At 67.6% G+C, this 15,335-nt stretch carries 11 protein-coding genes; 6 read left to right on the top strand and 5 right to left on the bottom strand.

Going from position 1 to position 15,335, the window contains the following annotated elements; all coding sequences use genetic code 11:
* Positions 1-708: 708 nt before the first annotated feature.
* The 5 genes from ACWH43_RS21065 to purU form a co-directional block, all read right to left on the bottom strand.
* Positions 709-2,559 (bottom strand): ABC transporter ATP-binding protein, encoded by a 1,851-nt coding sequence (locus ACWH43_RS21065; RefSeq protein WP_158446404.1) that lies wholly within the window; start codon positions 2,557-2,559, stop codon positions 709-711.
* 133 nt (positions 2,560-2,692) lie between these two features.
* The gene (locus ACWH43_RS21060) at positions 2,693-3,634 is read right to left on the bottom strand and encodes an ABC transporter permease (RefSeq protein WP_158446403.1); all 942 of its coding nucleotides are present in this window, start codon (positions 3,632-3,634) and stop codon (positions 2,693-2,695) included.
* A complete protein-coding gene (locus ACWH43_RS21055; RefSeq protein WP_158446402.1) occupies positions 3,600-4,559 on the bottom strand; it encodes an ABC transporter permease in 960 nt (319 codons plus the stop codon). Before ACWH43_RS21055 ends, ACWH43_RS21060 begins: the two co-directional genes overlap by 35 nt.
* A 145-nt stretch (positions 4,560-4,704) precedes the next feature.
* Entirely contained in the window at positions 4,705-6,492 is a 1,788-nt protein-coding gene (locus tag ACWH43_RS21050; RefSeq protein WP_448153626.1) for a peptide ABC transporter substrate-binding protein, read from the bottom strand.
* A gap of 213 nt (positions 6,493-6,705) precedes the next feature.
* On the bottom strand, positions 6,706-7,569 hold the full coding sequence (gene purU, locus ACWH43_RS21045) for a formyltetrahydrofolate deformylase (protein WP_158443789.1): 864 nt from the start codon (positions 7,567-7,569) through the stop codon (positions 6,706-6,708).
* Between the two features lie 344 nt (positions 7,570-7,913).
* On the opposite strand from purU, the gene ACWH43_RS21040 reads away from it, so the two are divergent.
* The 6 genes from ACWH43_RS21040 to ACWH43_RS21015 all read left to right on the top strand — a co-directional run bounded on the left by ACWH43_RS21040 (position 7,914) and on the right by ACWH43_RS21015 (position 15,260).
* Positions 7,914-8,714, top strand: a complete 801-nt coding sequence (locus ACWH43_RS21040) for an SDR family oxidoreductase (RefSeq protein WP_260349060.1) — start codon at positions 7,914-7,916, stop codon at positions 8,712-8,714.
* A 60-nt stretch (positions 8,715-8,774) separates the two neighbouring features.
* Positions 8,775-9,773 carry an inositol 2-dehydrogenase gene (iolG, locus tag ACWH43_RS21035; protein WP_158443787.1) on the top strand — a complete coding sequence of 333 codons (999 nt, stop codon included), beginning with the start codon at positions 8,775-8,777 and terminating at the stop codon, positions 9,771-9,773.
* Positions 9,773-10,555: an inositol monophosphatase family protein gene (locus tag ACWH43_RS21030; protein WP_158443786.1), complete on the top strand. Its 783-nt coding sequence runs from the start codon at positions 9,773-9,775 to the stop codon at positions 10,553-10,555. Before iolG ends, ACWH43_RS21030 begins: the two co-directional genes overlap by 1 nt.
* Before the next feature lie 103 nt (positions 10,556-10,658).
* Positions 10,659-11,696, top strand: coding sequence for an ABC transporter substrate-binding protein (locus ACWH43_RS21025; protein ID WP_158443785.1), 1,038 nt, complete (start codon positions 10,659-10,661; stop codon positions 11,694-11,696).
* Between the two features lie 271 nt (positions 11,697-11,967).
* Positions 11,968-14,196, top strand: coding sequence for an ABC transporter permease (locus ACWH43_RS21020; RefSeq protein WP_158443784.1), 2,229 nt, complete (start codon positions 11,968-11,970; stop codon positions 14,194-14,196).
* Complete coding sequence (locus ACWH43_RS21015; RefSeq protein ID WP_260349062.1) at positions 14,193-15,260, top strand: ABC transporter ATP-binding protein; 1,068 nt, start codon at positions 14,193-14,195, stop codon at positions 15,258-15,260. The genes ACWH43_RS21020 and ACWH43_RS21015 overlap by 4 nt, the downstream gene beginning before the upstream one ends.
* Positions 15,261-15,335 lie beyond the last annotated feature (75 nt).

Below are 15,335 nucleotides of genomic sequence, written 5' to 3'. Positions count from 1 at the left end.
GCCCCGTCGATGGGGTGTCACCGACCTGTTGGCGCGTTCGATCCGCTAGATCATGCGCCACCCGGACGCCCGGTTCCGGATCGTGACGACGTCGGACGAGCTGCCTCGGATGCGCGATGTGCGGCGCGGCCCTTCGCTGCGGCGGAGGCCGCGACGGTCGCCGGCGAGATGAATCTTCGCGGGCCCTGACGGCATGGCACGGCTGTCGCGCTCGCCGATTATTTTCCCGAAGGGGGGGCGTAACTTCAAATAGCCACAATGAGCTTCTAGCAAGGCCGGACCGATCGCAATGCTCGGATGGCCGCGCCGCAACCGGCGCTTTGCCTTCTTCTTTCATTCCTTCGCTCATCCGGCGCCGATTTGAGGCGCCCTGTTGCCGGCATCGCGTCAGGCAACCTTACAGGCCGCGCGGACAACGCGCCGCCACTGGACAGTTATGAAAAACAAGATCCCATACGAACACAAGAAAATCCCCCAGCAGAACGTTTCCGCTCCCGGGTCGTCGTCCCCGAAAGCCTCCCCGAACTGGAAACCCGAACCCTGCGGCCTTTCCCGCGAGGAGTTGCGCCGGATCGTCGCAAGGATCATGGGCTGAGGAGAGCGCAGCAAGGCGGGGCCTGCCTCGCCGCTCGCGCAACGCCCTTGCAGCGCGAAAAACAAAAGCCCGCGGCGCGAGCCGCGGGCTGATCGTTTCTGGCTTCGGAAGCCTCAGGCCGCGACCGCGGTCGGCTCCTTCTTCTCCCATTCCTCGCCCCAGATCATCACGGCGTGTCCCGGCGAGACCTCGCGGTACTGGCGCACCGGCGGCTCGTAGTCGGGCGCGCGCACCGGGCTCTTGATCTCGTCGTTGGAGACCGTGCGCTTCTGCAGGCGCCGCGCCGGATCGGCGATCGGCACCGCCGCGAGCAGGCGCTTGGTGTAGGGATGCTGCGGGTTCTCGAAGATCGCCTCGCGCGGGCCGATCTCGACGATCTCGCCGAGATACATCACCGCGACGCGATGGCTGACGCGCTCCACCACCGCCATGTCGTGCGAGATGAAGAGATAGCCCAGCCCCATGCGCGCCTGCAGGTCGAGCATCAGGTTGACCACCTGCGCCTTGACCGAGACGTCGAGCGCCGAGACCGCCTCGTCCGCCACGATCAGCCTGGGCTCGACCGCGAGCGCGCGCGCGATGCAGATGCGCTGGCGCTGGCCGCCCGAGAATTCGTGCGGGAAGCGGTTGGCCATGTCGGGCGACAGGCCGACGCGCTTGAGCAGGTCGGCGACCTTGTCGCGCGCCTCGGAGCGGCTGGCGAGGTTGTTGATCAGCAGCGGCTCGGCGATGGCGGTGCCGACATTCATGCGCGGGTTGAGCGAGGCGAAGGGGTCCTGGAAGATCATCTGCATGCGCTTGCGCTGCTCGCGCAGGTCATGCTGGTTGAGCTTGAGGACATCGACGCCGTCGAGCAGCACCGAGCCGGAAAGCGGCTCGATCAGGCGCATCACCGAGCGGCCGGTGGTCGACTTGCCGCAGCCGGATTCGCCGACCAGCGCCAGCGTCTCGCCGGCCTTCAGGCTGAAGGAGACGTTCTCGACCGCGTGGACGCGGCCGCGGACCGAGGAGAGCAGGCCGCCGCGGATCTCGAAGCGGGTGGTCAGCCCCGCGACCTCCAGCACCGGGCGCTCGGCCTCCTTGACGGTGTCCGGCACCTCGGTCGGCACGTCGGATTCGCCGGTGTTGCGGTCGACGACGGGGAAGCGCATCGGCCGGGCCTTGCCGATCATCGAGCCGAGCTTCGGCACGGCCGAGAGCAGCGACTTGGTGTAGGGCTTCTGCGGGTTGCGGAAGATGTCGTCGGTCGAGCCGGTCTCGACCTGCTCGCCATTATACATTACCACCGTGCGGTCAGCGATCTCGGCGACCACGCCCATGTCGTGGGTGATGAACAGGACGGACATGCCCTCCTCGTCCTGCAGCGTCTTGATCAGCTCCAGGATCTGCGCCTGGATCGTCACGTCGAGCGCGGTCGTCGGCTCGTCGGCGATCAGCAGCTTGGGCTTGCAGGCCAGCGCCATCGCGATCATCACGCGCTGGCGCATGCCGCCCGAGAAGCGGTGCGGATATTCGTGGAAGCGCGACTTCGCCGCCGGGATGCGGACCTTCTCGAGCAGGCGGATCGTCTCGGCCTCGGCCTGCGAGCGCGACAGGCCGCGATGCAGGATCAGCGCCTCGGCGATCTGGAAGCCGATGGTCAGCACCGGGTTCAGCGAGGTCATCGGCTCCTGGAAGATCATCGCGATCTCGTTGCCGCGGATATGGCGCATCTCGGCGTCGGGCAGGGTCAGCAGCTCCTTGCCGTTGAGCTTGATCGAGCCCTCGATCTTGCTCGAGGCCGGCGGGTTGAGCCGCATGATCGAGAGCGCCGTGACGCTCTTGCCGGAGCCGGATTCGCCGACCACCGCCAGCGTCTCCTTCGGCATGATGTCGAAGGAGACGTTGCGGACGACCGACTTCCACTGGCCTTCGACGCGGAAGGAGGTGGAGAGGTTCGAGACGGAGAGGATCGGCGAGGTCATTTCAGGTCCTTCTCTGGAGCATTTTCAAGCGAGGCGGGCACCGGTTCGCCTGAAGAACCGAAGGTCCGCGTCAGCGAATATGCGTCAAACCAAAAACATGGCGCGGTTCCGGGAACGCGGAACCGCGCCCTCATCAGATCACGCGGCGCGGGTCGAGCGCGTCGCGCAAGCCGTCGCCGATGAAGTTGATCGACAGGACGGTCAGGAAGATGGCCGCACCCGGGAACAGGGCCCAGTGCGGGGCGGTGTCGAGCTGGTCCTTGGCGTCGAACAGCAGCCGTCCCCAGGTCGGGATGTCTGGCGGGAAGCCGAGGCCGAGGAAGGAGAGCGTCGATTCGGCGATGATCGCCGAGGAGACCTCGATGGTCGCGGCGACGATGACCGGGCCGAGCGCGTTGGGCAGGATATGGTTGACCATCTGCCGGAGCTTGGTCGCGCCCTGGGCGCGGGCGGCCTCGACGAACTCCTTCTCGCGCAGCGAGAGGAACTGGGCGCGCACCAGCCGCGCCACCGGCATCCAGCGCAGCCCGCCGATGACGACGACGATCAGCACGAAGACGCCGCCCTCGACGCCGAACACGGCCTTGAGCTGCTCGCGGAACAGATAGATCACCAGCAGCAGCAGCGGGAGCTGCGGCAGCGACAGGAACAGGTCCGTCACCCACATCAGGAACGGATCGACGATCTTGCGCGACATGCCGGCCAGAGCGCCGATGATGACGCCGACCGTGGTCGCCACGATCATCGCGGCGAGGCCGACGGCGAGCGAGATGCGGCCCCCGTACATCATCCGCGCCAGGATGTCCTGGCCGAGATCGTCGGTGCCGAAGGGATGCGCCCAGGACGGGCCCTGGAGCTGGGCCGAGAAGTCGATCTCGTTGATCGCGACCGGCCAGAGCCAGGGGCCGACGACGACGCCGAGGACCAGGAAGCCGAGGATGAAGCAGCTCGCCACGGCCAGCCGGTGGCGCTTGAAGCGCCGCCAGGTCTCGCGCCCCGGCGAGACCGCGGCCTTGGAGGCGGTCGCCGCCACGGTCGGCTCAGCTGAAGGAGATGCGAGGGTCGAGCCAGCCATAAAGGATATCCGCGATGAGATTGAACAGGACCACCAGGCAGGAGAAGACGAAGGTCACGGCCATGATCACAGGTGTGTCGTTGGCGAGGATCGCGTCGATCAGCAGCGAGCCGATGCCGGGGACGCGAAAGATCTGCTCGGTGACGAGCGCGCCCCCGAAGACGGCGGGCATCTGCAGGGCGACCAGCGTCACCACCGGGATCAGCGCGTTGCGGGTGATGTGGCGCAGCGTGACCTTGCGCTCGCTCAGGCCCTTGGCGCGGGCCGTGGTGACGTAGTCGAGCCGGATCACGTCGAGCACCGAGGAGCGCACATAGCGCGTATAGGAAGCCGCCTGGAACACGCCGAGCACGGTGATCGGCATGATCGCCTGGCGGAACATCTCCCAGTACCAGCGCCAGCCGGTGGCGGCGATGTCGGAGCGGTAGACGAAGGGGAACCAGTCGAGCGTCACCGAGAAGAGCAGGATGAAGAGCAGGCCGGTGAAGAAGGTCGGCAGCGAGAAGCCGACGAAGGCCAGCGTGTTGGCGATCTGGTCGAAGACCGAATAGGGCCGCGTCGCCGCGTAGATGCCGACCGGCAGGGCGATGCACAGCGCCAGGATCTGCGAGGAGCCGACGACGAAGAGCGTGGTCGGCAGGCGCTGCAGGATGAGCTGGTCGACATTGATGCGGCTGGCGAAGGAGAAGCCCCAGTCGCCCTGCGCCATCGCCGTCAGCCAGCGCATGTAGCGCACCCAGATCGGGTCGTTCAGGCCGAAGCTGGCGCGGATGGCCTCGCGCACCTCGGGCGGCACGTTCGGATTGGTCGCCATCTCCGAGAAGGGGTCGCCCGGCGCGAGCGCCAGGATCGTGAACAGGATCACGCTGATGCCGAGCAGGCTTGGAATGGCGATGAGAAGCCGCCGTATCAGATATGTCGCCATGAATTCGTCTCTATACAGGCGCGGCGAGGCCGCGGGGCGAACGCCGGTTGCAGCCGGCCAGCCCACCTGCCCTGTCGGGGGCCGGGGGGCAAGCCGGGGCAACCGCCCTTCGCACAGGGAATTGGGTGCGAAGGGCGTCCGAAGGTCAGCTCCGATACCAGGCCGCGAGGTTCCAGGTATCGACGTCCCAGCCGGAATGGTCGTGCGACAGGTTCGATGTCGCGGCCGCCACGCGGGTGCGCGACAGGATCGGCAGGATGACGTTGGCCTCGCAGAAGATCTCGTTGACCCTGATCAGCAGCGCGGCCCGCTTGGCCGGGTCGAGCTCCTTCTGCGCCGCCTTGTAGGCCTTGTCGGCCTCCGGGTCGGAATAGCGCGAGACGTTGCGCCCCAGCCACTTGTTCTCCTTGCTGGCTATCTCCCAGGAGACGAACTGGTTGAGGAAGCGCTCCGGATCGGGCTGGGGCTGCGTGGTCGTGTACATCTCGATGTCGGTGTACAGCTTGGTATAGGTGTCCGGGTTCGCCACGTCCGACGAGAAGAACACCGAGGCCGTGACCGATTTCAGCTCGAGATCGATGCCGGCGCGCTGGCAGGCCTGCTTGATGATCGCCTGCGTCTTCTGGCGCGGGGCGTTGATCGAGGTCTGGTAGACGTATTTGAGCTTCTTGCCGTCCTTCTCGCGGATGCCGTCGGAACCCTTCTTCCAGCCGGCCTCGTCGAGGATCTTGTTGGCCTTGTCGATGTTGAACTCGTATTTGAGCTTGGTCGACTTGAACTGCTTCGGCTCGTTGACGAAGCTCGCCGTCGCGGTGCCGCCGCGGCCATAGATGAACTTCTGGATCGAGTCGCGGTCGATCAGCAGGTTGATCGCCTGGCGCACGGCCGGGTCCGACAGCGTCGGATGCTTGGTCTTGATGCTGGAGCGCTCGCCGTCGACCTCGGTCCAGGGATCGGTCGTGTTGAGGATGATGAACTCGATGTCGCCGGAAGGAACGGCGCTGATCTTGCCGCGCCCGCCGGTCTCCATCCGCTTGAGGACCTCGTCCTCGACCTGCAGGTTCCAGGCGTAGTCGTATTCGCCGGTCTGCAGCACGGCGCGCGCCGCCGAGACGGCGTCGCCGCCGCCCTTGACCTCGAGCGTGTCGAAATACGGCTGGTTCTTGACGTGGTAGTCGGGATTGCGCTCGGCCGACACGATGTCGCCGGGCTTGAAGTCGACGAATTTGTAGGCGCCCGTGCCGACCGGCTTCAGGTTCGCCGGGGCCTCGCGCGACTTGGCGCCCTTGTAATCGCCGAAATGGTGTTTCGGGATGATCATGCCGGCGACGCCGACGAAGGGATCGGCCCAGAACGGCGTCGGCTCCTTGAAGATCACCTTGACGGTGTGGTCGTCGACCTTCTCGACGGTGATGTTGGTGTAGGCGCCGGTGGTGTAGGCGGCCGTTTCCGGATCCTTGGCGTATTCCCAGGTGAAGACGACGTCGTCCGCGGTCAGCGGCTTGCCGTCATGCCATTTCACGCCCTGCTTGATCTTCCAGGTCACGACCTTGCCGTCGGCGGAGAGGCCGCCATTGGCCTTGGTCGGCACTTCGGCGGCGAGCTGCGGGATGAGGTTGCCTTCCTTGTCCCAGCCGGCGAGCGGCTCGTAGAAGATGCGCGAGGCGATCTGGTCCTTGGTGCCCGAGGCGAAATGCGGGTTGAGCAGCGTCGGCGCCTGCCAGAGCAGCATCTTCAGCGGCCCGCCGCCGCCGGCCTTGGTCGGCTTGTAGGCGAGCGTGGCATTGGCCATCGCGACGTCGTTCCAGGCCAGGATCTGGCTCGCGATCGGTGCCGCGATGCCGAGGGCCGCCATTCTCTGAATGAAGGATCGTCGCGACAGCGTGCCGTCCTTCACATCCGCGACCAGACCGCGGATTTGCTGCTCGTTCATCGGATTGCCTCCACCTTCAAAAAAACAAAAAGCATCCCCAGCGCTGGACGCGCCATTTTTCTTGGTTGCCGCTCCAGCAAGGCATGGGCCAACGAAGGCGTCAACTGTGCGGCGCATCCTCTGGACCGCCAATGGGCCGCCACGCCCGGCCGGAGCGTCTTGTTTTTCCGGTGATGTGCAAAAAAATGCGTCGAGCGCGCAATTTTATTCGGTTCAATCGATGAAGACGACGGTTTTCTGCCCGTTGAGAACCACCCGGTCCTCGAGATGGTGGCGGACCGCCCGGGCCAGCACGCGCCGCTCGATGTCGCGGCCCTTGCGCACCAGGTCGTCGGGCGTGTCGCGATGCGAGATGCGCTCGACGTCCTGCTCGATGATCGGGCCCTCGTCGAGGTCGGGCGTGACGTAATGGGCGGTGGCGCCGATCAGCTTCACGCCGCGCTCATGGGCCTGATGATAGGGCTTGGCGCCCTTGAAGCCGGGCAGGAACGAGTGATGAATATTGATGCAGCGGCCGGCGAGCTTGGCGGAAAATCCGTCGGACAGGATCTGCATGTAGCGGGCGAGGACGACGAGGTCGGTCCGCGTCTCCTGGATCAGCCGCCAGATTTCCGCCTCCTGCTCCATCTTGGTCTGGCGGGTGACCGGCAGGTGATGGAAGGGCAGGTCGCCGAGATCGGTCGAGGCGATGTGCGCGCGCGCGTGATTCGAGACGATGCCGGTGATCTCCATCGGCAGTTCGCCGATCCGCCAGCGATAGATCAGGTCGGCCAGGCAATGGTCGAATTTCGAGACCAGCAGCATCACCCGCTTCTTCCGCGCCGTCTCGCGCAGGCTGAACGCCATGGCGAAGCGCTCCGCCAGCTCGGCCACCGCGGCGGCGATGGCGTCGTGCGGCCGGCCGCCTTCCAGCCGGTTGAAGACGACGCGCATGAAGAAGCGCCCGGTCTCGATGTCGTCGAATTGCTGCGCGTCGAGGATATTGCATCCGGCCTCGAACAGCAGGGTCGAGACCGCGGCGACGATGCCGGGCCGGTTCGGGCAGGAGAGGGTCAGGATGGCGGTGTGTTCGAGCATGGCTGATGCCGCCGCTGCGGCGGCCCTTCGGCAGGAATGACGGGAATGACGGCGAACGGACGGGCGGCGCGCGACGCGCTGCCGTCAACCTCGCCCGCTGCCGGGCCTTGCGCCGGCGCGGGCCGGGCTCGTCGGGACTGGTGCCGTCGGGGGCATCGCCAAGGGTTCCGTCGCGGCCATGCCGGGGCCGCGCCGCTGCAACACCGCGGATGGGCCGGCTTGTCAAGCGCCGGCGCCGGTGCGGAACCCTGCGTCGGCGCTTGACTTGGGCGAGTCGAGAATGGAATATTTATTCCAACAAGCGGGAAACTAAAAAATTCCTGCCATTCAGGGAGGCCCGGCAGGTGCCGCAGAGCGCAGATTTCGACCGTGGCCTCGCGGGCCGCGTGGCGATCGTCACCGGCGGCAGCCAGGGGCTGGGCGAGGCGGTCGCGCGTGAATTCGCCGCCCGCGGCCTGCGCGGCGTCCTGCTGACCGGGCGCAACCGCGAGCGCGGCGAGGCGGTCGCGGCGAGCCTGCGCGATGCCGGCTGCGCGGCCCGGTTCCACCAGGTCGATCTCGCCGATCTCGACGCGGTGCGGCAGATCGTCCCGGCCGCTGCCGCGGCTTTCGACCATGTCGACATCCTGGTCAACGCCGCCGGCGACACCGACCGCGGCACCATCTTCGACACCGCGCCGGCGCTCTATGAGCGGATCATGGCGGTCAATCTGCGCGCGCCCTTCTTCCTGATCCAGGATGTCGCCGATCTGATGCGGCGGCAGGGCGTGCCGGGCGCCATCGTCAACATCCAGTCGATGTCGGCCCATGGCGGCCAGCCCTTCCTCTGCGCCTACAGCGTCTCGAAGGGCGCGCTCGCCGTGCTGACCAGGAACGCCGCCTACGGGCTGCTGAAGCACCGCATCCGCGTCAACGGCCTCAATATCGGCTGGATGGCGACGCCGGGCGAGGACGCGATCATGAAGCTGCGCCACGACGCCGAGGACGACTGGCTGGAGGGGGCGGCGGCGTCGCAGCCCTTCGGCCGGCTGATCGATCCGCGCGAGGTCGCCAAGGCGGTCGCCTATCTCGCTTCCGACGAATCCGGCCTGATGACCGGCTCCAACATCGATTTCGACCAGACCATCCTCGGCGCGCATGACTAGCGCTCCAGCCCTATTCGCGGCAGGACGGCCGGCAGACGGACCACAGGATTGAAGACGACCATGAAGATCGGATTGCTGGGCGCCGGCCGCATCGGGCGCATCCACGGGCTGAACGTCGCCGCGCGCGGCGATGCCGAACTCGTCGCCGTCACCGACGCGATGCCGGAGGCGGCCGCCTCGCTCGCCGCCGCGACCGGCGCCAGGGCCGCGAGCGCGGAGGCGATCCTCGCCGATGCCGCCATCGACGCCGTGCTGATCTGCACCCCGACCGACACCCATGCCGAGCTGATCGAGCAGGCGGTCCGCGCCGGCAAGGCGGTGTTCTGCGAGAAGCCGGTCGATCTCGACGCCGCCCGCATCCGCCGCTGCCTCGCCACGGTCGAGACCTCCGGCAAGCCGCTGATGATCGGCTTCAACCGCCGCTTCGACCCGAATTTCGCCGCGCTGGAGAAGCGTTTGCGCGCGGGCGAGGCCGGCGAAATCGAGATCGTCACCGTGATCTCGCGCGACCCGGCCCCGCCGCCGGTCGACTATGTCAGGCGCTCGGGCGGGCTCTTCCGCGACATGATGATCCATGATTTCGACATGGCGCGCTTCCTGCTGGCCGAGGAGCCGGTCGAGGTCTTCGCGCTCGGCTCCGCCCTGGTCGACAAGGCGATCGGCGAGGCCGGCGACGTCGACACCGCCGCCGTGGTGATGAAGACCGCCTCCGGCCGGATCGCCCAGATCTCGAACTCGCGCCGCGCCACCTATGGCTACGACCAGCGCATCGAGGTGCATGGCGCCAAGGGCATGCTGCGCGCCGGCAACATCCACGAGACCACCGTCGAAAGCGCCACCGCCCTCGGCTTCCGCGCCGATCCGGTGCAGAACTTCTTCCTGGAGCGCTATGCCGCGGCCTACCGCGCCGAGCTCGACGCCTTCATCGCCGCCTGCACCGGCAAGGCCGCCGCATCCCCGACCGGCCGCGACGGCCTGAAGGCGCAGCTCCTCGCCGATGCGGCGACCGAATCCGCCCGCACCGGCCAGCCGGTCCGCGTCGATCTGGAGACCCTGTGATGACGCCGGCCGAACGCGATCTGCGCTATTATGCGGCGCTCGGGCTCGCCGCCGAGGCGAGCCATCTGGCGCTGGGCTATTTCAACCGGCGCGACTCCCTCGGCATCACCATGAAGGGCGCGCAGGACTGGCTCACCGTCGCCGACGGCAAGGTCGAGGAGTTCCTGCGCCGGCGCCTCTCCGCGCTGTTCCCGCAGGATTCGGTCATCGGCGAGGAGGGCGGCGGCACCGCCTCCGATGCGCTCTGGATCCTCGATCCGATCGACGGCACCGCGAATTTCGCCCATGGCGACCGCAACTGGTGCATTTCCATCGGCTTCCTGGCGGATCGCAGGCCGGAGATCGGCATTGTCGCCGCGCCGGCGCTGGGCGAGGTCTATGCCGCCCGCCGCGGCGCGGGGGCGACGCTGAACGGCGAGCCGATCCGGGTCTCCGGCGCCAGCGACGTCGCGCGCGCCGCCTTCGAGCTGGGCTGGTCCACCCGCGTCCCGGCCGAGCGCTATCTCGAGGTGATCGCGCGCGGCTATGCGGCGGGCGCCGCGGTGAAGCGCGCCGGCTCCGGCACGCTCGGGCTCTGTCACACCGCCTGCGGCTGGAGCGAGGGCTATGCGGAATTGCATATCAACGCCTGGGACGTCGCCGCCGGCATCGTCATCGCCAGCGAGGCCGGCGCCTATGTCAACGACTTCTTCGCCGGCGAAGGGATCGCCAGGGGCAACCCGATCCTGTGCTGCACGCCCGAGCTGGCGCCGGCGCTGAGAAAGATCACAGGAATCGCTTAGCCGGCACGTTATTTCATTGATCTTTAGCGCCGTCTCGTCTCACCTTCACGCCCAGCATCTCACCCGGTCGCAGAAACCGGCCAACCGCAACAGGGAGGTTACCATGAAGTCGAAATCCTGGCTCAAGGCGGGGCTCTTCGCCGCGCTCGCCACCGCGGCCTTCGCCGCCACGCCGGCCCGCGCCCAGGGCTCGCTCGTGATGTATTGCGGCGTCCAGGAGGAATGGTGCCGCGCCATGTCGAACGCCTTCGAGAAGGAGACCGGCATCAAGGTCGCGATGACCCGGAAATCGGCGGGCGAGATCTACGCCCAGCTCAAGGCCGAAGCCTCCAATCCGCGCGGCGACATCTGGTGGGGCGGCACCGGCGATCCGCATCTCCAGGCGGCGGAGGAGGGGCTGACCCTCGAATACGAATCGCCGAAGAACAAGGAGCTGCATAGCTGGGCGCTCGACCAGTGGAAGGCCGCCAAGCATCGTTCCGTCGGCATCTATGCGGGCGCGCTCGGCTTCGGCTTCAACACCGAGCAGATCAAGGCGAAGGGCATCCCCGAGCCGAAATGCTGGGCCGACCTGCTCAACCCGAAGCTGAAGGACGACGTCCAGGTCGCCGACCCGAACTCCTCGGGCACGGCCTACAACCTGCTCGCCACGGTGGTGCAGCTCATGGGCGAGGAGAAGGGCTTCGACTACCTCAAGGCCCTGCACAAGAACATCAGCCAGTACACCAAGTCGGGCGCCGCCCCGGCCAAGGCCGCGAGCCTCGGCGAGACCGCCGTCGGCATCGTCTTCATCCATGATGCGGTGGTCTTCGCGGTGCAGGGCGACCCGATCAAGCCGGTCGCGCCCTGCGAGGGCACGGGCTACGAGATCGGCTCGATGTCGATCGTCAAGGGCGCGCGCAATCTCGAGAATGCCAAGAAGTTCTACGACTGGGCCCTGACCCCGGCCGCCCAGGCGCTGGCCGCCCCGGCCAAGTCCTATCAGGTGCCGTCGAACAAGGCCGCGCCGGTGCCGCCGCAGTCGCCCAAGATGGATCAGATGAAGCTGATCAACTACGACTTCGTGAAATACGGCTCCTCGGCCGAGCGCAACCGCCTGCTCGCCAAGTGGGACAAGGAAGTCAAGGCGCTGCCGAAGTAAGCGGCGGGCCCTTTTGCCGCGGCGGCGGGAGGTTCCGCGTGAACCTCTCCCGTCATCCCGGGCTGGACCCGGGATCCATGCCGGAGCGCATCCAAGCAGGGTTCAGGCATGGATCCCGGATCTTCGCGGAGTTCATCCTTGGGCCGATCGAAGATCGGACCCGAGGGCTCCGTCCGGGATGACCCGGCGGGGTCGTCGTAAATCGCTTCCGAAATCGAGAGGGCCGGGACGAACCGGCCGGGCTAAGGTCTACGAGAGGAACAGGGCAACCATGGCGCCGGCGACGCGACTCGTGCTGCTGATCGGCTGGCTCGGCTATGCGCTGATGCCCTGGTACCTCGTCGAGGGCATGGGGCTGGCGGATTGGGGCTGGCTTGCCGAATATCCCTTCGGCAAGGCCGGCAGCGCGCTGGCGCTGGTGCTCTCGGGCCAGACGCCCTGGCTCGCCCCGCCCGGCGTCGCGCTCGCCGCCGCGACCCTGTTCTGGGGCAGCGCCGACCGGCAGCGCACGGCGCGCATGCTGCTCTGGGCGGGCGGGCTCGGCCTGCTGCTGTTCTTCGCCCAGGCCTTCGCCATCGTGCTGAAGGACCAGGGCATTTCCTGGCTGGCCGCCCTGCTCGGCGGCGCCGGGGCGGCGCAGCGCGGCATCGGCGGCGGCGCCTTCCTGACGCTGCTCTCGCTGCTCTTCCTGCTCTGCCACGGCCTCGCCTATCGCGGCGTCTGCCGCGGCGACCTCTTCACCGTCTCGACCATCGGCCTGATCGTCCTGCTGATCGGCGTCTTCATCTTCTTCCCGGTCGCGATCATCCTGAAGAGCGCGCTGGTCGACCAGGAGGGCGCCTTCGCGCCGGCCGCCTTCGTCGCGGCCTTCCTCGATTCCTCGATCTGGGGGCTGGGCTGCGTCACCGGCAACACCAATTGCGGCGTCGCCTGGAACACGCTGATCCTCGCCGTGCTCTGCGGCGTCGTCACCACCCTGCTCGGCCTCGCCTGCGCGCTCTTGATCCTGCGCACCGGCATGCCCGGCAAGCGCATCATGCGGGCGCTGACGGTGCTGCCGATCATCACCCCGCCCTTCGTCATCGGCCTGGCGCTGATCCTGCTCTTCGGGCGGGCCGGAGCGGTCTCGACGCTGCTCTACGAATGGTTCGACATCCCGCGCTCGCGCTGGCTCTACGGCCTGCCCGGCGTGCTGCTGGCGCAGGTGCTGGCCTTCGCGCCGATCGCCTTCCTCGTGCTGATCGGCGTGGTGCAGGGCATCTCGCCGAGCCTGGAGGAGGCCTCGCAGACCCTCGGCGCCAAGCGCTGGCAGACCTTCCGCACCGTGACCTGGCCGCTGCTCAGGCCCGGCATCGCCAACGCCTTCCTGCTCGGCTTCGTCGAGAGCATGGCCGATTTCGGCAATCCGCTGGTGCTCGCCGGCAATTTCGAGGTGCTCTCGACCAAGATCTTCTTCGCGGTGGTCGGCGCCTCCTACAATCAGGGGCAGGCGGCGGTGCTGGCCATCGTCCTGCTCGCCTTCACGCTCGGCGCCTTCTGGATCCAGCAGCGCTGGCTCGGCGGCAAATCCTACACGACCGTCACCGGCAAGGGCGACGCCGGGCTGCCGACGCCGCTGCCGCGCCGCGTCTCCTGGCTCGCCATCGCGGTGATCGTGCCCTGGGTGGCGCTGACGCTGGTGATCTATGTGGTGATCTTCGTCGGCGGCTTCGTCCGCAACATGGGTCGCGACTACACGCCGACGCTGCAGCACTACCTGACCGGCTTCTCCATCGATTTCAGCCATGGCTTCTATTTCGAGGGCTCGGCCTGGCCGTCCTTCTTCACCACGGTCAAGGTCGCCGCGATCTCGGCGCCGCTGACGGCGCTGATCGGCCTGCTCACCGCCTATCTGCTGACGCGCCAGCGCTTTCGCGGGCGCGGCGCGCTGGAATTCGCGACGATGCTCTCCTTCGCCATTCCCGGCACGGTGCTCGGCGTCGCCTATATCCTCGCCTTCAACGTGCCGCCGGTCGAGATCACCGGCACCGGGCTGATCCTGGTGATCGCCTTCGTCTTCCGCAACATGCCGGTCGGCGTCCGCTCCGGCATCGCCGGCCTGTCGCAGATCGACAGGAGCCTGGACGAGGCCTCGACGACGCTGCGGGCCCGCAGCTTCACCACGCTCCGGCGCGTCGTGCTGCCGCTGCTGAAGCCCGCCCTGGTCTCGGCGCTGGTCTATTCCTTCGTGCGCTCGATGACGGCGGTCAGCGCCGTGATCTTCCTGGTCTCGGCCGAATACAACCTCTCCACCGCCTATATCGTCGGGCGCGTCGAGGCGGGCGAGTTCGGCCTCGCCATCGCCTATTCCTCGGTGCTGATCGTCTTCATGGCGCTCGGCATCGCTCTCATCCAGCTCGGCGTCGGCGAGCGCAAGCTCGGCCGGCGCAAGACCGGCGCCCCGAACACGGCGTTGTCGGGCGCGGTCGCCGACCCCATCAGCCAGGGAGCAGCAAGTTGACGAAGGCCGGACCCGCTTCCGTCGAGTTCCGCAACGTCTCGATGCGCTACGGCGCGGTGACGGCGGTCGACAATGTCAGCTTCACCATCGAACCCGGCCGGCTCGTCACGCTGCTCGGCCCCTCCGGCTGCGGCAAGACCACGACGCTGCGCATGATCGCCGGGCTGGAGATCGCCTCCGAGGGGCAGATCCTGATCGGCGGCAAGGACGTCACCAAGCTCTCCGCCGCCGATCGCGACGTCTCGATGGTGTTCCAGTCCTATGCGCTGTTCCCGCATATGAGCGTGCTGGAGAACGCCGCCTACGGCCCGACCGTGAAGGGGCTGGGCAAGGAGCAGGCGAAGCAGATGGCGCTGGAGAAGCTGGCGCTGGTCGGCCTCAAGGGCTTCGAGAGCCGCTACCCGTCCGAACTGTCCGGCGGCCAGCAGCAGCGCGTCGCCGTGGCCCGTGCCCTGGTGCTGGAGCCGCAGGTCCTGCTCTTCGACGAGCCGCTCTCCAATCTCGACGCCAAGCTGCGCCGCCGGGTGCGCGAGGAGATCCGCGAATTGCAGCAGGACCTCAACCTGACCGTGGCCTATGTCACCCACGACCAGGAGGAGGCGCTCGCCGTCTCCGACCGCATCATCGTGATGTCGAACGCCCGGATCGCGCAGGAGGGCGCGCCGCGCGAGCTCTACGAGCAGCCCGCCAACGCCTTCGTCGCCGACTTCATCGGCGATGCCAACCTCGTCGACGTCACGGTGAAGGCCGTCGCGGACGGCCGCGCCGAGGTCGGTATCGGCTCGGCCACCGTCTCGCTGCCGGCGCGCGGCCTGGGTGCCGGCCCGGCCAAGGTCGCGGTCCGGCCGGAGGCGCTGCTGCTCGGGCCGGCCGGGGCCGCCGGCGCGCTGCCGGGCACGATCCGCAAATGCGCCTATCTCGGCAACCATCTCGACATCATGGTCGAGACCGAGGTCGGCGAGCTCTTCGTGGTGCAATACGGGGCCCGCGAGCTGCTGGCGCAGGGCGCCCCGGTGGCGGTCTCCTTCGCGCAGGCGGGCGTGACGCTGATCCCGCCGGCCTGATCCCGCCGGCCCGGCGAAGGCGCGTTTCGGAATCCGGCAAAATCGCAAATTCTGCCGCATTTTCAGCACTTTCAC

The organism is Allobosea minatitlanensis, assembly GCF_964020775.1.
The sequence above is the reverse complement of the archived record's forward strand: the minus strand, read 5'-3'. Positions and strand labels throughout refer to the sequence as shown.